At 52.6% G+C, this 26,133-nt stretch carries 22 protein-coding genes; 9 read left to right on the top strand and 13 right to left on the bottom strand.

Going from position 1 to position 26,133, the window contains the following annotated elements; all coding sequences use genetic code 11:
* Positions 1–75: 75 nt before the first annotated feature.
* The 3 genes from HVZ52_RS17190 to decR are packed head-to-tail and all read right to left on the bottom strand — an operon-like array spanning position 76 to position 4,122.
* Positions 76–1,854 carry a SmdB family multidrug efflux ABC transporter permease/ATP-binding protein gene (locus HVZ52_RS17190; protein ID WP_181598514.1) on the bottom strand — a complete coding sequence of 593 codons (1,779 nt, stop codon included), beginning with the start codon at positions 1,852–1,854 and terminating at the stop codon, positions 76–78.
* Positions 1,847–3,619, bottom strand: a complete 1,773-nt coding sequence (locus HVZ52_RS17195; protein ID WP_181598515.1) for a SmdA family multidrug ABC transporter permease/ATP-binding protein — start codon at positions 3,617–3,619, stop codon at positions 1,847–1,849. The genes HVZ52_RS17190 and HVZ52_RS17195 overlap by 8 nt, the downstream gene beginning before the upstream one ends.
* 44 nt (positions 3,620–3,663) lie before the next feature.
* Positions 3,664–4,122 (bottom strand): DNA-binding transcriptional regulator DecR, encoded by a 459-nt coding sequence (gene decR / locus HVZ52_RS17200; protein ID WP_016152059.1) that lies wholly within the window; start codon positions 4,120–4,122, stop codon positions 3,664–3,666.
* A gap of 116 nt (positions 4,123–4,238) precedes the next feature.
* Here decR and HVZ52_RS17205 point away from each other — a divergent pair, with 116 nt between their 5' ends.
* Positions 4,239–5,294: a PLP-dependent cysteine synthase family protein gene (locus tag HVZ52_RS17205; protein WP_094168793.1), complete on the top strand. Its 1,056-nt coding sequence runs from the start codon at positions 4,239–4,241 to the stop codon at positions 5,292–5,294.
* 49 nt (positions 5,295–5,343) lie between these two features.
* Here HVZ52_RS17205 and cof read toward each other — a convergent pair whose 3' ends face one another.
* A complete protein-coding gene (cof, locus tag HVZ52_RS17210) occupies positions 5,344–6,162 on the bottom strand; it encodes an HMP-PP phosphatase (RefSeq protein WP_181598516.1) in 819 nt (272 codons plus the stop codon).
* A 216-nt stretch (positions 6,163–6,378) separates the two neighbouring features.
* On the opposite strand from cof, the gene HVZ52_RS17215 reads away from it, so the two are divergent.
* Both HVZ52_RS17215 and queC read left to right on the top strand, forming a co-directional pair.
* A complete protein-coding gene (locus HVZ52_RS17215) occupies positions 6,379–8,079 on the top strand; it encodes an SgrR family transcriptional regulator (protein WP_047416878.1) in 1,701 nt (566 codons plus the stop codon).
* A 64-nt stretch (positions 8,080–8,143) separates the two neighbouring features.
* The gene (queC, locus tag HVZ52_RS17220) at positions 8,144–8,839 is read left to right on the top strand and encodes a 7-cyano-7-deazaguanine synthase QueC (RefSeq protein ID WP_003021638.1); all 696 of its coding nucleotides are present in this window, start codon (positions 8,144–8,146) and stop codon (positions 8,837–8,839) included.
* A gap of 107 nt (positions 8,840–8,946) precedes the next feature.
* Here the strand turns inward: queC and fadM are convergent, their stop codons facing one another.
* The 9 genes from fadM to bolA all read right to left on the bottom strand — a co-directional run bounded on the left by fadM (position 8,947) and on the right by bolA (position 19,366).
* The gene (fadM, locus tag HVZ52_RS17225) at positions 8,947–9,345 is read right to left on the bottom strand and encodes a long-chain acyl-CoA thioesterase FadM (protein WP_016152055.1); all 399 of its coding nucleotides are present in this window, start codon (positions 9,343–9,345) and stop codon (positions 8,947–8,949) included.
* A 105-nt stretch (positions 9,346–9,450) separates the two neighbouring features.
* Positions 9,451–9,825 carry a helix-hairpin-helix domain-containing protein gene (locus tag HVZ52_RS17230; RefSeq protein WP_181598517.1) on the bottom strand — a complete coding sequence of 125 codons (375 nt, stop codon included), beginning with the start codon at positions 9,823–9,825 and terminating at the stop codon, positions 9,451–9,453.
* A 146-nt stretch (positions 9,826–9,971) separates the two neighbouring features.
* Positions 9,972–11,846, bottom strand: coding sequence for a peptidylprolyl isomerase (ppiD, locus tag HVZ52_RS17235; protein WP_016152053.1), 1,875 nt, complete (start codon positions 11,844–11,846; stop codon positions 9,972–9,974).
* A 267-nt stretch (positions 11,847–12,113) separates the two neighbouring features.
* Positions 12,114–12,386, bottom strand: a complete 273-nt coding sequence (hupB, locus tag HVZ52_RS17240) for a nucleoid-associated protein HU-beta (protein ID WP_003021629.1) — start codon at positions 12,384–12,386, stop codon at positions 12,114–12,116.
* A gap of 208 nt (positions 12,387–12,594) precedes the next feature.
* Positions 12,595–14,949: an endopeptidase La gene (gene lon / locus HVZ52_RS17245; protein WP_181598518.1), complete on the bottom strand. Its 2,355-nt coding sequence runs from the start codon at positions 14,947–14,949 to the stop codon at positions 12,595–12,597.
* A gap of 184 nt (positions 14,950–15,133) precedes the next feature.
* Positions 15,134–16,408 carry an ATP-dependent protease ATP-binding subunit ClpX gene (gene clpX, locus HVZ52_RS17250; protein WP_003831013.1) on the bottom strand — a complete coding sequence of 425 codons (1,275 nt, stop codon included), beginning with the start codon at positions 16,406–16,408 and terminating at the stop codon, positions 15,134–15,136.
* Between the two features lie 126 nt (positions 16,409–16,534).
* Positions 16,535–17,158 (bottom strand): ATP-dependent Clp endopeptidase proteolytic subunit ClpP, encoded by a 624-nt coding sequence (gene clpP, locus HVZ52_RS17255; protein WP_003021624.1) that lies wholly within the window; start codon positions 17,156–17,158, stop codon positions 16,535–16,537.
* 247 nt (positions 17,159–17,405) lie between these two features.
* Positions 17,406–18,704, bottom strand: coding sequence for a trigger factor (gene tig / locus HVZ52_RS17260; RefSeq protein ID WP_003021622.1), 1,299 nt, complete (start codon positions 18,702–18,704; stop codon positions 17,406–17,408).
* Between the two features lie 344 nt (positions 18,705–19,048).
* Positions 19,049–19,366 (bottom strand): transcriptional regulator BolA, encoded by a 318-nt coding sequence (bolA, locus tag HVZ52_RS17265; protein ID WP_016152051.1) that lies wholly within the window; start codon positions 19,364–19,366, stop codon positions 19,049–19,051.
* Positions 19,367–19,672: 306 nt separating this feature from the next.
* Here bolA and HVZ52_RS17270 point away from each other — a divergent pair, with 306 nt between their 5' ends.
* The 6 genes from HVZ52_RS17270 (at position 19,673) to HVZ52_RS17295 (ending at position 26,122) form a co-directional block, all read left to right on the top strand.
* Positions 19,673–20,251, top strand: a complete 579-nt coding sequence (locus HVZ52_RS17270) for a lipoprotein (RefSeq protein WP_016152050.1) — start codon at positions 19,673–19,675, stop codon at positions 20,249–20,251.
* Positions 20,252–20,295: 44 nt separating this feature from the next.
* Positions 20,296–21,771 (top strand): muropeptide MFS transporter AmpG, encoded by a 1,476-nt coding sequence (gene ampG, locus HVZ52_RS17275; RefSeq protein WP_181598519.1) that lies wholly within the window; start codon positions 20,296–20,298, stop codon positions 21,769–21,771.
* Between the two features lie 459 nt (positions 21,772–22,230).
* Positions 22,231–23,178 carry a cytochrome o ubiquinol oxidase subunit II gene (gene cyoA, locus HVZ52_RS17280; protein ID WP_003847580.1) on the top strand — a complete coding sequence of 316 codons (948 nt, stop codon included), beginning with the start codon at positions 22,231–22,233 and terminating at the stop codon, positions 23,176–23,178.
* Between the two features lie 19 nt (positions 23,179–23,197).
* Positions 23,198–25,189, top strand: coding sequence for a cytochrome o ubiquinol oxidase subunit I (gene cyoB / locus HVZ52_RS17285; protein ID WP_003831008.1), 1,992 nt, complete (start codon positions 23,198–23,200; stop codon positions 25,187–25,189).
* Positions 25,179–25,793, top strand: coding sequence for a cytochrome o ubiquinol oxidase subunit III (locus HVZ52_RS17290; protein ID WP_003831007.1), 615 nt, complete (start codon positions 25,179–25,181; stop codon positions 25,791–25,793). Before cyoB ends, HVZ52_RS17290 begins: the two co-directional genes overlap by 11 nt.
* A complete protein-coding gene (locus tag HVZ52_RS17295; protein ID WP_003831006.1) occupies positions 25,793–26,122 on the top strand; it encodes a cytochrome o ubiquinol oxidase subunit IV in 330 nt (109 codons plus the stop codon). The genes HVZ52_RS17290 and HVZ52_RS17295 overlap by 1 nt, the downstream gene beginning before the upstream one ends.
* Positions 26,123–26,133 lie beyond the last annotated feature (11 nt).

Raw genomic sequence — 26,133 nt, forward strand, 5'->3', positions numbered from 1 at the left:
TGCCGGATGGCAGCGTAAACGCCTTACCCAGCCTACGAGACCGTGCTGGCCCCAGACCGGATAAGCGCCGCGCCATCAGGCGATAACAGAATCGTCTTGCGTACTGGCGGCTAACTCTTCACCCGCCAGCTGTAGCTGATACATCTGCCAGTAACGGCCGTGCGCCGCCAGTAATTGCTGGTGCGTACCACGCTCCACCGCCTGACCGCGATGCAGCACCAGAATGGTGTCCGCATCGACAATCGTCGATAACCGATGCGCAATCACCACCAGCGTGGTGTGTTCACGTACCGCCGCCAGAGCTTGCTGAATGGCCTGTTCAGTACCGGAGTCAATACTGGCCGTGGCTTCGTCGAGGATCAACACCTGTGGCGTTTCAACCAACACCCGCGCCAACGCCAGCAGCTGTTTTTGACCAACGGAGAGATTATTGCCCTGCTCGCCCAGCCGGGTATGAATCCCCTCGCTCAGACCTCGCGCCAGTTCTGCCAGTTGCACGGTCTCCAGCGCCTGCCATACCCGCTCTTCTGATATATCGCGGCCCAGCGTGACGTTCGCCAGGAAGGTATCTGCCATCACCACCGGATCCTGCTGCACCATGGCGATGCCCTGACGTAACGCACCGTGGCTCAGTGAAGACAGCGGCCGTCCATCAAGGCGGATTTCCCCCTGCGTCAGCGGGTAGTAACCCATCAACAGGCTGGCGAGCGTGCTTTTACCACTGCCGGTGTGTCCGACCAAAGCCACAAAGCTGCGCGAAGGCACGGACAGACTGATATTTTGCAGCACCAGATTGTCGTCGCGATAGGCAAATGAAACGTTATCCACCTCAATGTCCCCGCTCTTTAGCGGTCGCTCATCTTCACCATAGCGCTGACGTGGCCCATCCATCAGTTCGAACACTCGCTCACCGGCGACAACCGCCTGCTGCAGCATTGATTGCTGAGTGGTCAACTCGATCAGCGGTTCGTTCAAACGGCCGAGGTAGCTGATAAACGCGTACAGCACGCCAACCTCGATCGAGCTGCCAGAGGTAAAACTGAACAGCATCAGCAATCCGCAGAGGATCAGCGCCGAGAAAAGGCTAAGCAGCGGGCGCAACAAAAAACCATCCAGTCGCAGGGTTTGCATACGCGCCATATAGTGCGAGCGGCTTGCTTCGCCCATTCTCTCGCCAAATCGCGCCTGCTGGCGGAACTGCTGGATAACACTCATGCCGTTGATGACTTCGTTAAAGCCATCGTTAATATCCGCCAGATAAGCGCGAACCCGGCGCACAATCGGGGTGCTGTAGCGTTGATAAATCACCATCACCACCAGCACGGCCGGGAAAATGGCCATCGCCACTACCGCCATACGCCACTCAAGGCTGAACATCGCTACCAGCATGGCGCCAATTAATGCCGCGCTGCGCAGGACTGTTGCTACCACTGTCACGTACAGGTCGCGAATAACTTCAGTGTCGTTGGTCACGCGGGAGATTAGCTGCCCGACGGGTTGAGTATCAAAGGCGCTGAGCGGCTGGCGCAGCGCAGCGTCCATTACGTCGGTGCGCAACTGTTGTACTACGCCAACTGCCGCCTGGTTAAACAACAATGACTGCGCGTAATGCAGGCCAGCCGCCAGCAGTTGTAGACCGATATATGCCGCAACCAGCCCGGCGACCATCGCCAGCGGCAGATTATTCTTCGCCACCATGTTATCGATAAAATAGCTAATCAGCAGCGGACCGCTGACTTCCGCCGCAGCCGCCACCCACAGCATGACTACCGCAATAGCCAGCTGTTTTCGCCATGGAGAGCCATACGCCAGCAATCTTTTTAGGGTCGGCCATAATTGCCCAAAACTACGCATTAGCCGCCTCCTCGTTTATCTCTGGTGCATCAGTCAGCGCCGCTTCCAGTTGCTGATAGCGGTACATATCGCGATACCAGCCAGGCTGCTGCACTAACGCATCATGCTCGCCGCGCTGGGCAATATGCCCATGCTGCATCACGATAATCTCACTGGCTTCCGTCAGGGCCGATAAACGGTGGGCGCTAATAATGACGGTTCTGCCTTCGCCCCACTGGCGCAGGTTATGCAGGATCTGATGTTCGGTACGACCATCTACCGCCGACAGCGCATCATCCAGAATCAGGATTTCAGCGTTCAGGAGTAGCGCTCGAGCGATAGAAATACGCTGTTTTTGCCCACCAGACAGCATCACCCCACGTTCGCCCACTTCGGTGTCGTAGCCCTGCGGAAGACGTAAAATATCCTCATGAACGCTGGCAAGGCGTGCCACATACTCGATCTCTTCCTGCGTGGCCTGAGGGCGTCCTAACGCGATGTTATTGCCAACGGTATCCGAAAACAGGAATGGCGTCTGGCTGACAACGGCCAGCCGGCTGCGCCAGCTATCCAGTTGTAATCGCGTTAAGGGGATATCATGAAAGCGCACATCGCCGTGGGTGATATCAAAATGACGCTGAATCAGCGACAGCACCGTACTTTTCCCCGCGCCGGTAGGCCCACAGATGCCCAGCATCTGCCCAGGTTTAAGCTGGAAGTTCACATTTTCCAGCGCCGGGTATGTCGTTTGCGGGTAGCAAAATTCGCGAATCGTCACCGCCAGCTCTCCACGCCCTTCCGGTACCGGTTCAGTGCCGTCATCCACCACCGGCGCTTCAGACAGCATGGCGCGAATACGGCTGTACGCCGCGCTGCCACGTTCGACGATGTTAAACATCCATGCCAGCGCCAGCATCGGCCAAATCATCAAACCGAGATACATCATAAAGCTGGTGAGCTGGCCGAGCGTCAGCGAGCCGTGCACCACCATCCAGCTTCCCCCAGCAATCGCCAGTAAGTTAGCCATGCCAATGGCGATATAAATCGTGGGATCAAAGCGGGCGTCAATGCGCGCCACGCGCAGGTTTTTCTTACCGGTATCTTCGGCATCGGCGGCAAATAATGCCGATTGCCGATCCTCCAGACCGAAGGCCTTGATCATGCGAATACTGGTCAGGCTTTCCTGAGTACGGTCGTTGAGACTGGAAAACGCCGCCTGCGCCAGCTTAAAGCGGTTATGGAGTCGATCGCCGTAACGTTTGATCATCAACGCCATCACCGGCATCGGCAGCAGCGCAATTAACGTCAACTGCCAGCTTATCTGCGTTGACATCACGATCAGCACCGCACATCCCATTACCAGCGAATCTACCAGCGTCAGCACGCCTTCTCCGGCGGCAAATACGACGCGATCGACATCGTTGGTCGCACGCGCCATCAGATCGCCCGTGCGGTGACGCAGATAAAATTCAGGATGCTGGCGACTCAACTGACGGTAATAATCTTCCCGCAGCTCAACCGCCAGTTGGTAGGATGCGCCAAACAGCAGCACGCGCCAGACATAGCGCAGCAAATAAACCACCACTGCAATCAGGGCAATTGTTCCCACCCACATCAGCAGTCGCTCGGTGGTGAAGCGTTGAGTCGTCACGCCATCCACAATGATCCCGACCACTTTCGGCGGAATGAGCTGAAGGATAGCGATGATGATAAGCAGGGCCACCGCCCCGAGGTAGCGACGCCACTCCCGGCGGAAGTACCAGCTTAATTGAGCAAATAATCGCACGCGTTATGTCCTGACAAGATTTCCGGCAATAAGCGCCGGGAGAGTTATTCAATCGGGAGAGCAGTTGTGTATTTAATCTGTTCCATCGCAAAGCTGGAGGTGACGTCAGACAGGCCCGGTACGCTGTTCACCAGGCGCTTATAAAATTCATCGTAGCTTTTCATATCGGCGACCTGCACTCGCATCAGGTAATCATATTCCCCTGCCATACGCCAGAACCCCAGAACCTCCGGCATACCGGTGACTTCGGTGACAAAGCGGCAATACCATTCACTGCTGTGATGCTGAGTCTTAATCAGCACAAACGCGGTCAGCCCCAGTCCCAGTTTTTCTGGATCCAACAGGGCGACTCTACCCAGCAGGATACCGTCATCTTCAAGCCGTTTGAGGCGTTTCCAGCAGGGGGTGGTAGTCAGATTAACGGCATCTGCTAACGCCTGCAAAGAAAGGGTGCAGTCCTGTTGCAGTAAGCTAAGCAGCTTACGGTCAATTTTGTCTAACATATCCACTCCACAGAGAATAATTTTCTCCTTACATTCTATTTTAAAGGCTAAATGGCAACAATTTTTTCCGTGCTTTTCGCTATTCTTGGCACAAAATGACAAATGGATATCTATTAATGATGAATAGCTCCTGGGTTAAAAACGCCATCAATGAAATCAACGCGGATTATCAGCGTTCTGCGGATACGCATCTCATTCGTCTGTCGCTACCGGCGTTCCCGGGCATTCAGATCTATTTAAAAGATGAGAGCACGCATCCCACCGGGAGCCTGAAGCATCGTCTGGCGCGTTCACTGTTTCTGTACGGATTGTGCAATGGCTGGATTAAAGAAGGCACCACCATCATTGAATCATCGTCCGGTTCAACGGCGGTCTCCGAGGCTTATTTCGCTCGACTGTTAGGACTGCCGTTTATTGCCGTCATGCCTTCCTGTACGGCGAAGCGTAAAATTGAACAGATTGAGTTTTACGGCGGTCGCTGTCATTTCGTGGAAAGCGCCTGTGAAATCTATGCGGCCTCTGAACAGCTGGCGCGTGAGCTGAACGGTCATTACATGGACCAGTTCACTTATGCTGAGCGCGCTACCGACTGGCGTGGCAATAACAATATTGCTGACAGCATCTTCCGTCAGATGCAGTGCGAGCCCAACCCCGTCCCCCGCCATATTGTAATGAGTGCCGGAACCGGCGGCACCTCTGCAACCATTGGCCGCTATATTCGTTGTCAGGGCTACGACACCCGCCTGATGGTGGTGGATCCGGAAAACTCAGTCTTTCTGCCCTTCTGGCAGGATCGCGATGCAACGTTACGCAGCCCGGTAGGAAGCAAAATCGAAGGCATCGGCCGCCCACGTGTCGAACCCTCCTTCATTCCTGACGTAGTCGATGAAATGCTGCGCGTGCCGGATGCCGCAAGCGTGGCCACCGCACACTGGCTGGAAACGCAGTTGGGCCGCAAAGTCGGCGCTTCAACCGGCACCAACATGTGGGGAACGCTGCAACTTGCCGCCCGTATGCGCGATGCCGGAGAAAGCGGTTCACTGGTCACGCTGCTGTGCGACAGCGGCGAACGCTATCTTGAAACCTACTACAACCCGCAGTGGATCGACACGCACATCGGTGATTTAACGCCGTGGAAAGCGGAACTCACCCGGCTTCTGAACACCCATTAATGGGATAAAAAAAACCAGACGCGAAGTCTGGCTTGCTGGAAGGGATCTCTCATTCGGGGGAATAAGGTAGATGCGGATTGTCCAGCCAATGCGTCAAAAAGTGTGACACCGCCTGATTGCGGCAATGCCCAATCACCGACAAATGCGGCAGTTCAGCAATCAGTTGTGGCATCGCGTTACCCATAATCAGGCCGCGCCCAACGCTGCCTAACATTTCGCGATCGTTCATGGCATCACCAAACGCCATACATTCGGCCATTGAATAACCTAAGTGGTCGCTTAGTACCGCCAGCGCCGATCCTTTGTTACAGCCCAGCGGCAGCACCTCAAGGCAATCAACCGCGGAAAAACAAAGAGTTGCCTGCTCACCCAGCGCCTCATTCAGTTGAATGCGTAATTGGATCAGGGAGTCATGATCCCCACAGAAACAGACTTTCGTTACCTGATGAGCCGGGATACGTTTCACATCGACGATCTGGTAGCGAAATCCGCTATACACATGCGCCTGTAGCAGCGATGGGATCTCTTGTCCGGTGAACCAACCGTTGTCATTAAAGACATGCATGCTGGCTGTAGTATCCCACTTCTGATGTAACACGATATCCGCCACAGTCGGATCCAGATCCTGACGGTGCAATACATCGCCCTCAACAGAGTGAATGCGCGTGCCGTTACCCGTAATCAAAAAGGCGTCCAGTGAGATAGCCCCCAAAATATGGCGCATCTCCAGCACATGGCGGCCGGTGGCAAATGTCAGGGTGATATCGCGTTCACGCAGGCGCGCCAGCGTTGAAAGCGTTTCGTCACCTAAATGGTGATTCGGCATCAAAAGGGTGCCATCCATATCAAATGCAGCCAGACGAGCCATTTCTTTCTCCACACTGTGACGCGGTTAACTTGTGATTCAGTATCACCTGAGATATACGGAAGTAATAGTGAATAGATAAAATGAATTGTTCCGGGTTTATTACACAAAATCATTCAAGTTGCATCCAGGCGGCAAGTGAGTGAACGTCCAGGAGCATACAGTGACTGGGGTGAATTAACGCGCCAACAAAGAGGCTGCTTGAAGGATGACGTGTACATGAGATTGTTGAATCGCCTGAATCAGTACCAACGCCTGTGGCAGCCTTCGGCGGGAGAACCGCAGTCGGTGACCGTCGGGGAGCTGGCAGAACGCTGTTTTTGCAGCGAGCGCCACGTGCGTACCCTGCTGAAGCAAGCGCAGGATGCTGGCTGGCTGGAGTGGCACGCCCAGTCGGGACGTGGGAAACGCGGGCAGCTGCGCTTTTTGGTGACGCCAGATTCGCTACGCAGCATTATGATGGAGCAAGCGCTGCAAAAGGGCGAGCAACTTAGCGTACTGGAGCTGGCTCAGCTGGCGCCGGGAGAATTAAGAACGCTGCTCCAGCCGTTTATGGGCGGGCAGTGGCAAAACGACACGCCAACCCTGCGCATCCCCTATTACCGCCAGCTCGACCCTTTGCACCCTGGATTTCTCCCCGGTCGCGCAGAACAACATCTCGCCGGACAAATATTCTCGGGCCTGACCCGGTTCGACAGTATTACGCAACGCCCCTGCGGAGATTTAGCCCACCACTGGAATATCTCCGCCGACGGCCAGCGCTGGGATTTCTATATTCGCTCCACCCTGTACTGGCATAACGGCGATGCGGTCAGCAGCACACAGCTACATCAACAGTTGCTGAAGCTGTTAGAGCTACCCGCGTTAAATAAGCTGTTTATCAGCGTAAAGCGCATTGAGGTGACGCATCCCCAGTGCCTAACCTTTATTTTGCATCGCCCCGACTTCTGGCTGGCGCATCGTCTGGCAAGCTACAGCAGTCACCTGGCACATCCCGAACTCCCGTTTGTTGGTACCGGTCCGTTTCGGTTGACGCTGTTTACCCCAGACCTGGTGCGCATCGAGAGTCACGATCACTACCACCTGAGTCATCCGCTACTAAAAGCCATTGAATACTGGATAACCCCGCAGCTTTTCTCCCAGGATTTGGGCACCAGCTGTCGCCATCCGGTTCAAATTGCAATTGGTAAACCCGAAGAGCTTCCCATGCTAAGCCAGGTAAGCAGCGGGATCAGCCTCGGTTTCTGCTATCTCACGCTCAGAAAAAGCGCGCGGCTGAATACGCAGCAGGCCCGTCGCCTGGTCAATATTATCCACCGCTCTTCCCTGCTACAAACGCTTGACGTGGATGAAAACCTGATCACGCCAAGCAATGCGCTGCTGCCGGGATGGACGATCCCCCAATGGGATGAACTGGACGACGTGCCGCTACCGGAAAAACTTACGCTGGCCTATCACCTGCCGGTAGAGTTGCACGCCATGGCTGAACAGCTTCGCCAGGCGCTGGCGCTACTCGGCTGTGAATTAACGCTTATTTTTCATAATGCTAAAAACTGGGATGGCGACCATCCTTTAGCCCAGGCCGACCTGATGATGGGCGACAGGCTGATTGGCGAAGCACCTGAATATACCCTCGAACAGTGGCTGCGCTGCGATCAACTCTGGTCACATGTATTGAGCTCGCCAGCATATACTCATCTGCAAACCACCCTGGATGCCCTGCAAATCCAGGCCGATGAGGACGATCGTCATGCGGCTTTACAACACGTTTTCGCCTCGCTGATGCATGACGCGACCCTGACACCGCTGTTCAATTATCACTATCGTATTAGCGCTCCGCCGGGCGTGAACGGCGTACGCCTGAATCCTCGCGGCTGGTTTGAATTTACCGAAGCCTGGCTACCGCCTCCGTCGGCGTGAAGAAGCTGGTCGGCGACACGCCCAGGCGCTACCATAAGGGTTTCGTTATTTGTCAGGAAAAACCATGAAACGTGCCGTTGTTGTATTCAGTGGGGGTCAGGACTCCACAACCTGTCTGGCGCAAGCGCTGCATCAGTATGATGAAGTGCACTGCGTGACCTTTGATTATGGTCAGCGCCATCGCGCTGAGATTGATGTCGCACGTGACCTGGCCTTAAAACTTGGCGCGCGTGCGCACAAGGTACTTGATGTAACGCTGCTCAGCGAACTGGCCGTCAGCAGCCTGACCCGCGATAACATTCCGGTACCCGATTACGAACCGGATGCGAACGGCATTCCCAATACCTTTGTGCCAGGACGCAATATTCTGTTTTTAACGCTGGCGGCGATTTACGCGTATCAGGTGCAGGCGGAGGCAGTCATTACCGGCGTTTGTGAAACGGATTTCTCTGGATATCCGGACTGCCGCGATGAGTTCGTCAAAGCCCTGAACCATGCCGTAAGCCTGGGAATGGCGAAAGATATCCGCTTTGAAACCCCGCTGATGTGGATCGATAAAGCCGAAACCTGGGCACTGGCCGATTACTGGGGCAAGCTGGACCTGGTACGCGAAGAAACGCTGACCTGCTATAACGGCATCAAAGGTGACGGTTGCGGTCACTGCGCGGCCTGTAATCTGCGCGCCAACGGCCTGAACCATTATCTGGCAGATAAACCGGCAGTGATGGCGGCAATGAAGCAGAAAACAGGACTAAAGTGATCGATTTGCCGGATGGCGGTGCACGCACCTTATCCGGCTTTCGACGTTCACCGTGGTCAATATCGCCCGTAAGCCTGATAAGCAAAGCGCCGTCAGGCTTCCTTCCATCACTTCACCATCTGCTCCAGTTTTTCGCGCAACTCCCCTTCCAGCGGTAGCGCCTTTTGCGTTTTCAAATCAATACAGACGAAGGTAATCAACGCGTCTGCCACCACCTGTCCTTCCGGCTCCAGGGTGATAGTCTGGTTCAACACACCGCTTTTGCCATTTAACTGTTGCACCTGACTGGTAATGGTCAGCAGGTCGCTCAGTACCGCAGGGCGGCGGTAGTTAATGTTAATATTCACGACCACAAAAGCGATGTTGTGTGCGGTCATCCACTGAAAGCTGTCGCTGTTTTCCAGGCCATCCCAGCGGGCTTCTTCCAGAAACTCAAGATAGCGAGCATTGTTAACGTGCTGATAGACATCAAGATGAAAACCACGAACTTTGATTTGTGTTTGCATAGCGCAGGAGCCTTACGTTGTTTTTATAGGAACACACTTCAGGGTAAGAGGTCATAACTGGTATGACCTCTACAGTCTGGCAAACTTTCAGCACTCTGCAAGTTATTAAAGTGTTAAAACTGCCAGATTGCGCTCTACCAGCGAACTCCCCATGCCCGGCACCTGCTTTAAGTCCTCCACCGTTTTAAACGGCCCGTACTCCTCACGATAGCTGACAATCGCCTGCGCTTTCTTCAGACCTACGCCATTCATGACTCGCGCTAAATCCTCCGCAGAAGCGCTGTTGATGCTTACCCTGGTGCCTTCATCATCGCTCGCTTTAGCCGGTTGTGTGGCTTTGCTTTGTGCTACTCCCGTAGCATCCGCTTTGACTTGAGTCGCCTGGCTTTTGGCGACTGGCTCTGCAGCCAGTGCGCTTTGAGCCATACTGGCACAGGTCAATGAAAGGGTAATAAGCAGGGCTTTGATTCCATGTTTCATACTGTTTTCTCCTTGTTTGTTAACAGTGGAATCACGATAGCGAGGTGCAGAACGGCAGACAAACGGCAAATATCAGAAATGGAAAAGGCCGCGAAAGCGGCCTTTGGTTGATACAACTTTTTGCAATTTTTTGCGAGTAGCCTCGGTTATTGCTGCTGTTCCAGTGCGTCACCGACTTTAATTTTTGCGGCTTTACGCAGGTTGCTCATCAGCGCTTCAAAGACAATCTGCGCATTGTTCTGGGTAATCCCCTGAACCATCGCTTTCTTCTGCTCTTCAGGCATAGAACCGGCTTTCACCTCGTCCAGCGCCAGCAGTACAACGTTACCCTGCATGTCGTTCGCCACGCCGTAGCTCGGTTTGTCTTTCGCCGGCAGGCTCAGGCCAAAGGCCGCCTGACTCAGCGGATCCTGACCCGTACGGCTCAGCGTTTTCGCTTCGCCAAAGCTCAGACCCGCCGCTTTCATGGCTTCATCGCCCTTACCAGCTTTCAGATCCGCCAGCAGTTTATCGGCATCAAGCTTCGCCTGCTGCTCTGCTTTATTGTGCTTAACAAGCGCAGTTACCTGATCTTTCACTTCAGCCAGTGGTTTAACGGCTTCAGCTTTGTGCTCTGCAATACGCAGTACAAACGCGCGATCGCCATCCACGGTGATGATGTCAGAGTTACTGCCAGGCGTACCGTTCTCACCAACCAAACCACCATTGAAAATGATGTCAGCGACCGGTTTGAAGTTCAGCTCTTCCGGCAGGCTGTCACGGCTAAACCAGCCCGTTTCAACCGCTTTCATACCCGCCGCCTGCTCCGCGCCCGCCAGGGATTCGTTATCGTTGCTGGCGGCATCGCTCACTTTCTGCTGCAGCGCATAGTAGGCATCCAGCGCTTTTTCCTGCTTCACTTTCGCCGCAATGTCGTCACGCGCTTCGCTCAGCGGTTTAACCTGCGCAGGCTGCACGTCGTCAAGACGCGCAACGAGGAAACCAACGGAAGACTTAATCACACCTGACAGCTGGCCTTTCTCTTTCAGACCGGCATTCTTCAGCTCATCCGGGGTGGTGGAATCTTCCAGCCATCCCATATCGCCGCCTTTACGGGCAGAGATGATGTCAGCAGATTTTTCTTTTGCCAGCGCAGCGAAATCACCGCCTTTGTTCAGCTCGTCCAGTACCGCTTTGGCTTCATCTTCCGTTTTGGTCTGAATGATGCTGTAGCGGTTACGCTGCGGCTGAGTGAACTGATCCTGATGCTGGTCATAATAAGCCTGAATATCAGCATCGCTGGCCGTCTCCTGCATAGCAGCAGCATCCAGCTTGATGTAGCTCACGCGGAACTGTTCCGGCGTCATAAAGTTGTTTTTATTCTGCTCGTAGTAGCTGGCAACTTCCTGCTCGGTAACAGACTGCTTCGCGGCCAGTGCGTTAACGTCAATTGTCGCCTCGCGAACGATACGCTGCTGTGCGACCAGCGCCGCCAGCTCGTCCGTTTCGCCTTTCAGCATGAAGTCCGTACCGGCAACGCCGTTAATCAGTTGCTGGGTAGTAAGCTGATTACGTAATGCCTGAGCGTACTGGTCTGCGGTCATTCCCATCTGATTAACAATCGCGTTGTAGCGATTGTTATCAAATTTACCGTCCACCTGGAACGCAGGCGTGGCGAAAATAGCCTGTTTAACCTGATCGTCGCTGATGTTGAGATTAAGCTCGCGGGAGTACTGATCCAGCAGCGCTTCGTCAATAAGACGATTCAGCACCTGCTGACGCAGCGTTTTCATGTAGCCTTCGTTCGCAGCCAGTTCGGAGTATTGATCGCCCAGCTGTTGCTGCATGCGGTTACGTTCGCTGTTGAACGCATTCTCGAACTGCCCGCGGCTAATCTCCTGGCCATTCACTTTGGCGGCGAAGTTATTGCCCCCGCCAATCAGGTAACCACTCACGCCGGTCAAAATGAACGACACGATAATGATACCGAAAATAATCTTGAGCACGAGACTGTTAGCAGCCGTGCGTAAGCTGTCCATCATGGTGTAACCACACTCCGCTGTAGATGACTATACGCGTTATCTCTCAAGCCGCCTGCGCGTTGTCACAACAGCGGCGGCAAGGATTTTGAGTATATATGCTTCACGCAGCATAGCGTTTCCTGAATGCTGCGTACAAAGGCCTATTGTGACAAGAAACAGGGGCAATTGTCAGCCCACAACGCGTAGAAAGTACCGGAATTACAAATAAAAAAGGCACATCAGTCGATGCGCCCTTGTACTTCGTCACATCCCCAAAGGGGAAATCACTTAGTTTACCGCGTCTTTCAGTGCTTTACCTGCACGGAAGCCCGGTACTTTAGCCGCGGCGATGGTGATCTCTTTACCTGTTTGCGGGTTGCGACCAGTACGGGCAGCACGCTCTTTAACGGCAAAAGTACCAAAACCTACCAGCGCTACGTCATCACCTTCTTTCAGAGATTCGGTAACAGAAGCAATAATTGCATCTAACGCACGTCCAGCCGCAGCTTTAGAGATATCAGCCCCTGCAGCAATTTTGTCGATCAGTTGAGATTTATTCACTCTTCTCTTCCTCTTTATAATTTATATCGCACCTGAATCCTTCAAAGTGCGAACGCGCAGCAGTTATATCAGGCCTGCCATGCCCTTACAACACCCGTTAATGATGGCAAGCCCAATCCGTCATCTAAATTAGCTATACAAAAAAAGGCTGGCAAGTCCGAAATGGCCTGCCAGCCCTGTTTTTATTAGTGCTCTTTGCGCGAGGTCACTATTTTGCGGTCACAACCTGCATTCCGGAGGGCTCATTTTGCAACGCGAGCGTCAGAACCTCCTCAATGCGTTTCACCGGATGGATGTCCAGATCGGCAATTACGTTGTCCGGAATCTCTTCCAGGTCACGTTTGTTTTCGTCTGGAATTAAGACCGTTTTAATACCACCACGGTGTGCTGCCAGCAGTTTTTCTTTCAAACCACCAATAGGCAGAACCTGGCCACGCAGGGTGATCTCGCCGGTCATCGCGACGTCGGCGCGAACCGGGTTACCGGTCAGACAAGAAACCAGCGCGGTACACATGGCAATACCTGCACTTGGACCGTCTTTCGGCGTCGCCCCTTCAGGTACGTGAACGTGGATGTCGCGTTTTTCGTAAAAGTCCGGATTAATACCCAGTTTTTCCGCACGCGCGCGCACCACGGTCAGCGCAGCCTGAATGGATTCCTGCATGACTTCACCCAGAGAACCGGTGTAGGTCAGCTTACCTTTACCCGGTACGCAAGCGGTTTCGATGGTCAGCAGATCGCCGCCCACTTCCGTCCATGCCAGACCGGTTACCTGACCAACGCGGTTTTCGTTGTCCGCGCGGCCATAGTCAAAGCGCTGTACGCCCAGGTAGTCGTGCAGATTGTCACCATTGATCTCAATATGTTTCAGCGACTTGTCGAGCAGCAGCTGTTTCACCGCTTTACGGCACAGTTTGGAAATTTCACGCTCCAGACTACGCACGCCAGCTTCACGGGTGTAATAACGAATAATGCCCACAATGGCGCTATCGTCGACCGTCAGCTCGCCTTTTTTCAGCGCGTTACGCTCAATCTGTTTCGGCAACAGGTGACGTTTAGCAATGTTCAGCTTCTCGTCTTCGGTATACCCGGACAGACGGATCACTTCCATACGATCCAGCAACGGTGCGGCAATATTCATGGAGTTAGAGGTCGCAACGAACATCACGTCGCTGAGATCGTAGTCCACTTCCAGGTAGTGATCGCTGAACGCCACGTTCTGCTCTGGATCCAGCACCTCAAGCAATGCGGAAGCCGGATCGCCACGCATGTCGGAAGACATTTTGTCGATCTCATCAAGCAGGAACAGCGGGTTTTTAACGCCCACTTTAGCCATTTTCTGGATCAGTTTACCCGGCATCGAACCAATATAGGTCCGGCGGTGACCGCGAATTTCAGCTTCATCACGCACGCCGCCCAGCGCCATACGGATGTATTTACGTCCGGTTGCTTTAGCGATGGACTGTCCCAGAGACGTTTTACCTACCCCCGGCGGCCCAACCAGGCACAGGATCGGCCCCTTGATTTTATTCACACGGCTTTGAACCGCGAGATACTCAAGAATACGGTCTTTGACGCGTTCCAGACCGTAATGGTCAGTATCGAGGATTTCCTGAGCCTGACGCAGATCTTTTTTGACCTTGCTACGCGCATTCCACGGCACCTGAACCATCCAGTCGATGTAGCCACGCACTACGGTCGCTTCCGCTGACATCGGAGACATCATTTTCAGCTTCTGCAGTTCTGCTTCCGCTTTCTCTTTTGCCTCTTTCGGCATTTTCGCCGCGTCGATTTTACGCTTCAACGCTTCGTTTTCGTCCGGCGCATCGTCCATCTCGCCGAGCTCTTTCTGAATGGCTTTCATCTGCTCGTTCAGATAGTACTCACGCTGGGATTTTTCCATCTGCTTTTTCACGCGGTTGCGAATGCGTTTCTCAACCTGCAGCAGATCGATTTCAGACTCCATCATCGCCATCAGATATTCCAGACGTTCGTTAACGTCGGACATCTCCAGTACGGACTGCTTGTCAGCAAGCTTCAGCGGCATGTGCGCAGCAATGGTGTCCGCCAGACGTGCAGGATCGTCAATGCTGTTCAGCGACGTCAGCACTTCGGGCGGGATTTTCTTGTTCAGCTTGATATAGCCTTCGAACTGGCTGATAGCGGTACGCACCAGCACTTCCTGTTCGCGCTCATCAATAGCAGGCGAGTCAAGGTACTCCGCTTTCGCAGAGAAGTGCTCGCCGTTGTCAGACAGCGCTGAAATACGCGCGCGCTGTAACCCCTCGACCAGCACTTTTACGGTGCCGTCAGGCAGTTTCAGCATCTGCAAAATAGAGGCCACGGTCCCGACGGTGAAAAGATCGTTTACACCCGGCTCATCCGTTGACGCTTCTTTCTGGGCAACCAGCATGATTTTTTTATCATGGTCCATAGCCGCTTCCAGACAACGGATAGATTTTTCCCGCCCTACAAATAAGGGTATGACCATGTGCGGATAAACCACCACATCGCGCAACGGCAATACGGGGATTTCAATGCGTTCAGAACGCTCAGGATTCATAGAGCTCTCTCTTAGTTTAGTTTCCGCCAGGTAATCAGGTGGTACGACTGTGCTCCACACCACCTTTAACATGTATGTCAGTATATGGGGATGTTTCCCACACATTCAACGCCATGTTTACGGAAAAATAAAAGGGGAGATAAAATCCCCCCTTATTAATTAAATGTCTGTATGAATTGATGAATTATTCGCCAGATGCCTGCTGCGCTTCCGGCTTACCGTAAATCAGCAATGGCTTGCTCTGGCCGCCAATCACCGACTCATCGATCACCACTTTTTCGACGTCTTCCATAGAAGGCAGATCGTACATGGTGTCAAGCAGCGCGGCTTCGACGATAGAACGCAGACCACGAGCACCGGTTTTACGTGCCATCGCTTTCTTGGCGATCGCATCCAGCGCTTCCTCACGGAATTCCAGATCAACACCTTCAAGATTGAACAGCGCCTGGTACTGCTTGGTCAGGGCGTTTTTCGGCTCTTTCAGGATCTGGATCAGCGCTTCTTCACTCAGTTCGCTCAGCGTCGCTACAACCGGCAGACGCCCGATGAACTCAGGGATCAGACCAAATTTGATCAGATCTTCCGGCTCCACCTGCGACAGCAGTTCACCTTCACTGGCTTTATCAGACTGCGCTTTTACCGTTGCGCCAAAACCAATGCCGGAGCCCGTTTCAACACGGTTAGCAATGACTTTATCCAGACCGGCAAAGGCACCGCCGCAGATAAACAGGATCTTGGAGGTATCAACCTGCAGGAATTCCTGCTGAGGATGTTTACGCCCCCCCTGCGGTGGAACGGCAGCAACCGTACCTTCGATCAGTTTCAACAGCGCCTGCTGTACGCCTTCGCCGGAAACGTCACGGGTAATGGACGGGTTGTCAGACTTACGAGAAATCTTGTCGATTTCATCGATATAGACGATCCCGCGCTGTGCTTTCTGCACGTCGTAATCGCACTTCTGCAGCAGTTTCTGAATAATATTTTCAACATCTTCACCCACATAACCAGCTTCGGTCAGCGTGGTGGCATCGGCCATAGTGAACGGAACGTCCAGCAGGCGTGCCAGCGTTTCAGCCAGCAGCGTTTTACCGGAACCCGTCGGGCCAATCAGCAGGATGTTACTTTTGCCCAACTCGACGCCATTGCTGGTGTCGCCGTTGCGCAGACGTTTGTAATGGTTGTATACCGCGACCGCCAGCACTTTCTTCGCCTGCTCCTGACCGATAACGTAATCGTCCAGGTGGTTGCGAATTTCATGCGGCGTCGGCAGCGCACTGCGTTCACGGTGCGGTGCTACTTCCTTAATCTCTTCGCGAATGATGTCGTTACATAAATCAACACATTCGTCGCAGATATACACGGATGGTCCGGCAATCAGCTTACGCACTTCATGCTGGCTTTTGCCGCAAAAAGAGCAGTACAACAATTTGCCCGAGCCATCTTTGCGTTTATCTGTCATGGGTCAAAACCTCTTCTTTGTTCTTTGTGCCGCACACGACGACGCAAATGCCATTCTCAGGCGCAAGACGCTAGTCAGCGTTGTGCCGCTCCAGGTAATTATAGCGGTACACCTGCGCGCTGGGCATTAATTACGATGGGTCAAAATCGAGTCGACCAGACCGTACTCTACCGCTTCAGAAGCGGAGAGGAAGCGATCGCGCTCGGTATCACGTTCAATCTGCTCAAGAGATTGACCCGTATGATGCGCCATAAGTTCGTTCATGCGCCCTTTTACCTTCAGGATTTCACGGGCATGAATTTCAATATCCGTTGCCTGGCCCTGGTAACCGCCCAGAGGCTGGTGGATCATGACGCGAGAGTTAGGCAGGCAAAAACGTTTACCTTTCGCCCCGGCAGTCAGCAGGAACGCGCCCATTGAGGCCGCCTGGCCCATACAAATGGTGCTGACGTCCGGCTTAATAAACTGCATGGTGTCATAGATAGACATCCCGGCAGTGATCACTCCACCAGGGGAGTTGATGTACAGGTAGATATCTTTTTCTGGGTTTTCTGCTTCCAGGAACAGCATCTGCGCCACGATCAGGTTAGCCATATGGTCTTCGACCTGGCCGGTCAGAAAAATGACGCGTTCCTTAAGTAGACGAGAATAGATATCAAAAGAGCGCTCACCACGTGAGGTCTGTTCAATGACCATCGGCACCAGCGCCATATGGGGTGCAAAGTTATCTCGTTCGCCGCTGTATGACATTTCCGTCTCCTGGATAAAATTTGAAAAAACCTGCTGTGCTGATTGTAACCTTATGGACGGATTATCAGCTAGTCCCTCTGTAATGGGTACGACATCGCCATAATTCAAGCATAACAATCTTTTGTTGTAACGCTAACACTGAAACGCTGTTTTCGCACTCTTCCCATGCAAAATCCGTGACAAAAAAAAACCCGCCACCAAAAGGTGACGGGCTTGCGTACGAAATTCGTGCTAAATAAGCGACGAATTACGCCTGCTGGTTCATCAGCTCGTTGAAGGAAGTGGCTTTTTCAGTCACTTTCGCTTTCGCCAGAACGGCTTCAACAGCCTGCTCTTCCAGAGCGACGTTACGCATGTTGTCCATCAGCTCTTTATTTTTGCTGTAGAACTCAACAACTTCTTTCGGATCTTCGTAAGCAGAAGCCATCTCTTCGATCAGGCCTTTAACGCGATCTTCGTCAGCTTTCAGCTCGTTGGTACGAATCACTTCGCCCAGCAGCAGACCTACAACTACGCGACGCTTAGCCTGTTCTTCGAACAGTTCACGCGGCAGTTCCAGAGCTTGTTTTTCGTTGCCGCCAAAACGCTGTGCAGCCTGACGACGCAGAACGTCGATTTCGCTGTCGATCAGAGCAGCCGGAACGTCGATGTCGTTAGCTTTTACCAGACCTTCGATCGCCTGAGACTTAACGCGGTTGCGCACAGCGCCTTTCAGCTCACGTTCCATGTTTTTACGTACTTCAGCGCGCAGACCCGCTACGGAACCATCTTCAACGCCGAAACGTTTGATGAATTCTTCAGTCAGTTCCGGCAGTTCGCGCTCTTCAACTTTCTTCAGGTTGATAACGAACTTAGCGGCTTTACCTTTCAGGTTTTCAGCGTGGTACTCTTCCGGGAAGGTCACATCGATAGTGAACTCTTCGCCAGCTTTGTGGCCTTTAACACCTTCTTCAAAGCCTGGGATCATACGACCCTGGCCCATCGCCAGTACGAAGTCAGACGCTTTGCCGCCTTCGAACTCTTCGCCGTCTACAGAGCCGGTGAAGTCGATGGTTACACGGTCTTCTGCATCAGCAGCGCCGTCTTTGTCTTTCCAGGTAGCCTGCTGCTTACGCAGGGTGTCCAGCATCACGTCAACGTCAGCGTCGGTGACTTCAACAACCGGTTTTTCAACTTCGATTGCTTCCAGGCCAGTCAGCTCAACTTCCGGGTAAACTTCGAACTCTACCGCGTAAGTAAAATCTTCACCCAGTTTGTATTCGCCCGGAACGTAGTTCGGTGCGCCAGCCGGATTGATTTTTTCTTTGATGATCGCGTCAACGAAGTTGCGGCTCATCAGGTCGCCCAGAACGTCCTGGCGAACAGACGCGCCATAACGCTGAGCAACAACATTCATCGGTACTTTTCCTTTGCGGAAACCGTCAATACGCACTTTCTTCGCTACGTTGACCAGCTCGCTTTTCACAGCGGTCTCGATGCTGTCAGCAGCGATAGTAATCGTTACACGGCGGCCAAGGCCTTGAGTGGTTTCAACTGAAACTTGCATCTTGTTACCTCAAAAAATCACAGTGCTCGGTCAACTCTTCTCCGCAAGCACAGGTTGTTGGCTTCGCGGAACTGGGATGTTCTCATAAGCAATCACATTCCCTGTCGTCAGAATCATCCCGAAGACATTCCGAAAAATAAGACGCGCATTATAGCGGCATCACTTTTATGAGTCGAGAACGGTTATCGCGCGTTGCTGCGGCTTTTTTCACAATTCCCGGCTAATTTTTGTCTGAATACTGTACGACTGCCCCAGAATTCAGACAAAACAAAACGGCCCGCAGGCCGTTTTCACATAATCTGTAGCAACATACTGGAAAAGCGTCGGTTGTTGCAAATCCGTTTTTACGCGATGCTTCCCGCCCCACGACACGGAGGCGATGCAAAAATCGTATCCTGCAACGCTTCCCACTCCTTAATGGTGTAGGTATGCAGGGCAAGTGCATGAACGGTTGTGGAAAGCTCCACCGTTAAGGTGCTGTAAATCATCCGATGACGATTCAGAAAACGTTCACCTGTAAAGCGATCGCTAACCAGCACAACCTTAAAGTGGCTTTCAGAACCTGCCGGGACATTGTGACGATAGCTTTCATCCACAACTTCGAGGAACACGGGTTGGAACGCTGCCCTTAATTTTTCTTCTATTTGCTCACGAATCATCATGAAGTTTTTCCTCCGACAACGCTGAGATGTCACCCATCCCTTTAAATACTAGCCGCTTTTACCGCTTTCATTACACCTTAGCAACAAAAAATTAGCGTTTGTCTGATTTTCTCAGCCAAATGGATGAAGTTCACTAAATCCTCACTTCGATTTATTGCAAAAAGTCCGTTTATGGTCTCCACAAAGACATAAAACTGACAACACAATGAATTTACATGCGTTACCCACTTCCCCTCATCGTTGGCGATGTTATGATGGCGGGAATTTTCTCCAACCATACAATTTAGATTCGCTGAGAGCCCTGGCATGTTTAAAAAAATCCTCGTCCCGTTTGTCGCGCTGTTTATGTTAGCTGGATGCGCAACGCCGCCGACCACTATTGAAGTTTCCCCGAAAATTACCCTGCCACAGCAGGACCCGAGCCTGATGGGTGTGACCGTTAGCATCAATGGTGCCGACCAGCGTCAGGATCAGGCGCTGGCAAAAGTTACCCGTGACAACCAGCTTGTTACCCTGACCGCGTCCCGCGATCTGCGCTTCCTGCTGCAAGAAGTACTGGAAAAACAGATGACCGCACGCGGTTATATGATTGGGCCAAACGGTGCTGTTAACCTGCAAATCATTGTTAGCCAGCTGTATGCAGACGTGTCCCAGGGTAGCGTGCGCTATAACATCGCCACCAAGGCAGACATCGCCATCATTGCGACTGCTGCTAACGGCAACAAGATGACCAAAAACTACCGCGCAAGCTATTCTGTTGAAGGCGCACTGCAGGCCTCTAACAAAAATATCGCTGACGCCGTTAACAGCGTGCTGACCGATACCATCGCTGATATGTCTCAGGACACCAGCGTTCACGATTTCATCAAGCAGAACGCTCGTTAATTTCTGCCCATATGGCCCGGCGTTCGTCGGGCCTATAGAAGCCCATGTCCAGTCATTACTTACGTATTTTTCAGCAACCACGTTCAGCTATCCTGCTCATACTGGGATTCGCCTCCGGTTTACCACTCGCACTGACCTCGGGTACGCTTCAGGCATGGATGACGGTCGAGAATATCGATCTTAAAACCATCGGTTTCTTTTCTCTGGTCGGCCAGGCCTACGTGTTTAAGTTCCTCTGGTCTCCGCTAATGGACCGCTACACGCCGCCGTTTTTAGGTCGACGTCGTGGTTGGCTGCTGGCAACTCAGGTGCTGTTACTGATTTCTATCGCCGCGATGGGCTTTCTGGAGCCTGGCACGCAGCTACGCTGGATGGCCGCGCTTGCGGTGGTGATCGCGTTTTGCTCGGCATCGCAGGATATCGTCTTTGACGCATGGAAAACCGACGTGCTACCCGCCGAAGAACGCGGCACCGGCGCGGCTATCAGCGTGCTGGGCTATCGTTTAGGGATGCTGGTTTCCGGTGGGCTGGCTCTGTGGATGGCCGACCGCTGGCTGGGCTGGCAAGGAATGTACTGGCTGATGGCGGCGCTGCTGATACCTTGCATCATTGCTACCCTGCTAGCGCCCGAACCGACTGATGCCATTCCGGTGCCCAAAACGCTGGAGCAGGCGGTTGTGGCCCCTCTGCGCGACTTCTTTGGTCGTAACAACGCCTGGCTAATTCTGCTGCTTATCGTTCTGTATAAGCTCGGGGATGCCTTTGCCATGAGCCTGACTACAACCTTTTTAATCCGCGGCGTCGGATTTGATGCGGGTGAAGTAGGCGTGGTGAATAAAACGCTCGGACTGCTGGCAACCATCGTTGGCGCGCTGTACGGCGGGATCCTGATGCAACGCCTTTCGCTGTTTCGCGCATTGCTGATTTTCGGCATCCTGCAGGGGGCGTCGAATGCGGGCTACTGGCTATTGTCCATCACTGACAAACACATGTTCAGTATGGCCGCCGCCGTCTTCTTTGAAAACCTGTGTGGTGGCATGGGTACGGCAGCGTTTGTCGCCTTATTAATGACGCTGTGCAATAAGTCCTTTTCAGCGACCCAGTTCGCTCTGCTCTCCGCGCTTTCCGCCGTTGGTCGCGTTTACGTTGGCCCGGTAGCAGGTTGGTTTGTCGAAGCGCATGGGTGGCCAACGTTTTATTTGTTCTCTGTGTTTGCCGCTATCCCCGGCCTCATACTGCTGCTGGTTTGTCGTCAGACTCTGGAACATAGCTGGCAAAATGAGAGCTTCATTCCGCGCACGGAATTTCGTAGCGCGTACAGCCTGGCATTAATGACGTTGGTTGCGGGCTGCTGTCTGCTGGTGGTTTGGCTGCTGCTATTAACCATGAACGCGCTGGATTACACCCGCTTCTCCTTCCTGCCGGAACTGCTGGAAATCTCGGTGGTGGTCGCGGTCTGCGGGGTCGTTTTTGGTGGATTGCTGGATTATCTGGCACTGCGCAAAACCCGCCTGGCGTAAAAATCCACATTAATATCGCCGTTGTAATCACCCTGCGTAATTATAACGGCTAAATAAACAACAATTATTAAAAATATTATTTGTTATTTTGTGCGCCAAAGAATTTGGAAATTATTGACGCCTTTTATATATACTATTTCCCTTACTCGATTCAGCCACTACAGATTTATTTTTTGTTCTTCAATTGTCTTTTTATTGATAATCAATTGTTAAACAATTGTTTTATTTTCGTATTGGTTATACCAATTGCCCTCAGCACGTCTCCCGCTTGCCCGCTTTCGTTATAACGTGATGTTGCAACAGGTTCTTAAAGTCAAAACGACATATATTGCAACATATGTGACATGCCCGGCAGAACCCAGTAACACAGATCCAAGGATGTTTACAGTAATGTAACCTTCCCGTAAAATGCCCTCACACTTTAAACGCCACCCGGTCCCGTGGAATTGAGGTCGTTAAATGAGACTCAGGAAATACAATAAAAGTTTGGGATGGTTGTCATTAATTGCAGGCACTGCATTACTCAGTGGCTGTAATTCTGCGCTGCTTGACCCTAAAGGACAGATTGGACTGGAACAACGTTCTCTGATACTGACGGCATTTGGCCTGATGTTGATTGTCGTTATTCCTGCCATCTTGATGGCTGTTGGTTTCGCCTGGAAGTATCGTGCAAGCAATAAAGATGCGAAGTACAGCCCGAACTGGTCACACTCCAATAAAGTGGAAGCTGTGGTCTGGACGGTGCCGATCTTAATCATCATTTTCCTTGCCGTACTGACCTGGAAAACCACTCACGCTCTTGAGCCAAGCAAACCGCTGGCGCATGACGAGAAGCCCATTACCATTGAAGTGGTTTCCATGGACTGGAAATGGTTCTTCATCTATCCGGAACAAGGTATCGCTACCGTGAATGAAATCGCCTTCCCGGCGAATACTCCGGTTGAGTTCAAAGTGACGTCCAACTCCGTGATGAACTCCTTCTTTATCCCGCGTCTGGGTAGCCAGATTTATGCCATGGCCGGTATGCAGACTCGACTGCATCTGATCGCCAACGAAGTCGGTACTTATGATGGTATCTCCGCAAGCTATAGCGGACCAGGCTTCTCCGGTATGAAGTTCAAGGCTATCGCAACAAAGGACCGCGCCGAATTCGACCAATGGGTTGCTAAAGCTAAACAGTCCACGAACACCATGAGCGACATGGCTGCGTTCGAAAAAGTGGCTGTGCCAAGCGAATACAACCAGGTGGAATACTTCTCCAACGTGAAACCAGATTTGTTTAAAGACGTTATTAACAAATTTATGGCTCACGGTAAGAGCATGGACATGACCCAACCCGAAGGTGAGCACAGCGCACACGAAGGAATGGAAGGCATGGACATGAGCCACGCGGAATCCGCTCACTAAGGGGCCGAGGAAGAATACGATGTTCGGAAAATTGACGCTGGATGCAGTGCCGTTCCATGAACCAATTGTCATGGTTACGATCGCTGCCATTATCATCGGTGGTGCGGCCTTACTGGGCCTAATCACTTACTTCGGTAAGTGGACCTACCTGTGGAAAGAGTGGCTAACTTCGGTTGACCACAAACGTCTTGGCATCATGTATGTCATTGTCGCAATCGTCATGTTGATTCGTGGCTTTGCCGACGCCATCATGATGCGTAGTCAGCAAGCGCTGGCTTCTGCAGGTGAAGCGGGCTTCCTGCCACCTCACCACTACGACCAGATCTTCACGGCTCACGGCGTGATTATGATCTTCTTCGTGGCAATGCCATTTGTTATCGGTCTGATGAACCTGGTGGTTCCGCTGCAGATCGGCGCACGTGACGTTGCATTCCCGTTCCTGAACAACCTGAGCTTCTGGTTCACCGTTGTCGGCGTAATCCTGGTTAACCTGTCTCTGGGCGTGGGTGAATTCGCACAGACCGGTTGGCTGGCGTACCCGCCACTCTCGGGAATAGAGTACAGTCCAAGCGTCGGGGTCGATTATTGGATATGGGCAGTCCAGTTGTCCGGTATTGGTACAACCCTAACCGGGATCAACTTCTTTGTGACCATCATTAAGATGCGTGCGCCAGGAATGACCATGTTCAAGATGCCGGTATTTAGCTGGGCATCGCTGTGTGCGAACATCCTGATTATCGCGTCTTTCCCAATCCTGACGGTTACCGTCGCGTTGCTGACCCTGGATCGCTATCTGGGCACCCATTTCTTTACCAACGATATGGGCGGCAACATGATGATGTACATCAACCTGATTTGGGCCTGGGGCCATCCGGAAGTGTACATTCTGGTTCTGCCGGTCTTCGGTGTGTTCTCCGAAATCGCTGCAACCTTCTCACGTAAACGTCTGTTTGGTTACACCTCACTGGTGTGGGCAACCGTCTGTATCACCGTTCTGTCGTTCGTTGTTTGGCTGCACCACTTCTTCACCATGGGTGCAGGCGCTAACGTAAACGCCTTCTTCGGTATTACCACCATGATTATCGCCATCCCGACCGGGGTGAAGATCTTCAACTGGCTGTTCACCATGTACCAGGGTCGTATCGTATTCCACTCAGCGATGCTGTGGACGATTGGCTTTATCGTTACCTTCTCAGTCGGCGGCATGACCGGCGTACTGCTGGCGGTTCCGGGTGCGGACTTCGTGCTGCACAACAGTCTGTTCCTGATTGCGCACTTCCATAACGTTATCATCGGCGGCGTCGTATTTGGATGCTTCGCAGGTATGACCTACTGGTGGCCAAAAGCGTTTGGCTTCACGCTGAACGAAACCTGGGGTAAACGCGCATTCTGGTTCTGGATCATCGGCTTCTTCGTGGCGTTTATGCCGCTGTATGTGCTGGGCTTTATGGGGATGACCCGTCGCCTCAGCCAGCAGATTGACCCGCAGTTCCATCCGATGCTGGTCGTTGCCGCCTGCGGTGCCGCGCTGATTGCATTGGGTATCCTGTGCCAGCTGATTCAGATCTTCGTTTCTATTCGCGACCGCGAGCAGAACCGCGACCTGACCGGTGACCCATGGGGTGGTCGTACGCTGGAGTGGGCAACCTCTTCCCCGCCTCCGTTCTACAACTTTGCCGTTGTGCCGCACGTTCATGAGCGTGATGCCTTCTGGGAAATGAAAGAAAAAGGTGAAGCGTACAAGCAGCCTGCGCACTATGAAGAAATTCATATGCCGAAAAACAGCGGTGCCGGTATCGTCATTACCGCCTTCGCAACACTGTTTGGTTTCGCCATGATCTGGCATATCTGGTGGCTGGCGATTGCAAGCTTCGCAGGCATGATCATCAGCTGGATTGTGAAAAGCTTTGATGAAGACGTGGATTACTACGTGCCGGTCCCGGAAGTCGAAAAACTGGAAAACCAGCATTTCGATGAGATTACTAAGGCAGGGCTGAAAAATGGCAACTGATACTTTAACGCACGCGACTGCCCACGCGCACGAACACGGGCACCACGATGCAGGCCAGACCAAGATCTTCGGATTCTGGGTCTACCTGATGAGCGACTGCATTCTGTTCTCTATTCTGTTTGCAACCTATGCCGTTCTGGTGAACGGCACCGCTGGTGGTCCAACAGGTAAGGACATTTTTGAACTGCCGTTCGTTCTGGTTGAAACATTCCTGCTGTTATTCAGCTCTATTACTTACGGCATGGCGGCGATCGCCATGTACAAGAACAACAAGAGCCAGGTTATCTCCTGGCTGGCGTTGACCTTCTTGTTCGGTGCCGGATTCATCGGGATGGAACTCTATGAATTCCATCACCTGATTGTTAACGGTATGGGCCCGGATCGCAGCGGCTTCCTGTCTGCGTTCTTCGCGCTGGTCGGCACGCACGGTCTGCACGTCACCTCCGGTCTTATCTGGATGGCAGTGCTGATGGTGCAAGTTGCTCGTCGCGGCCTGACCAGTACTAACCGTACCCGCATCATGTGCCTGAGCCTGTTCTGGCACTTCCTGGATGTGGTGTGGATCTGTGTGTTCACTGTTGTTTATCTGATGGGGGCGATGTAATGAGTCATTCTAACGAGAGCGGCGGCGCATCCCATGGCAGCGTAAAAACCTACATGACAGGTTTTATCCTGTCGATAATCCTGACGGTTATTCCGTTCTGGATGGTCATGACAGGTTCTGCCTCTCCTGCCGTCATTCTGGGAACTATTCTGGCAATGGCAGTGGTACAGATTCTGGTGCACCTGGTGTGCTTCCTGCACATGAATAGCAAATCTGATGAAGGTTGGAACATGACAGCCTTTGTCTTTACTGTGCTAATCATCGCCATCCTGGTTGTGGGCTCCATCTGGATTATGTGGAACCTTAACTACAACATGATGATGCACTAAGAGCGGCGATT

Source organism: Citrobacter sp. RHB36-C18, from assembly GCF_013814485.1.
In the GTDB taxonomy this organism is placed as follows: Bacteria; Pseudomonadota; Gammaproteobacteria; order Enterobacterales; family Enterobacteriaceae; genus Citrobacter; species Citrobacter braakii.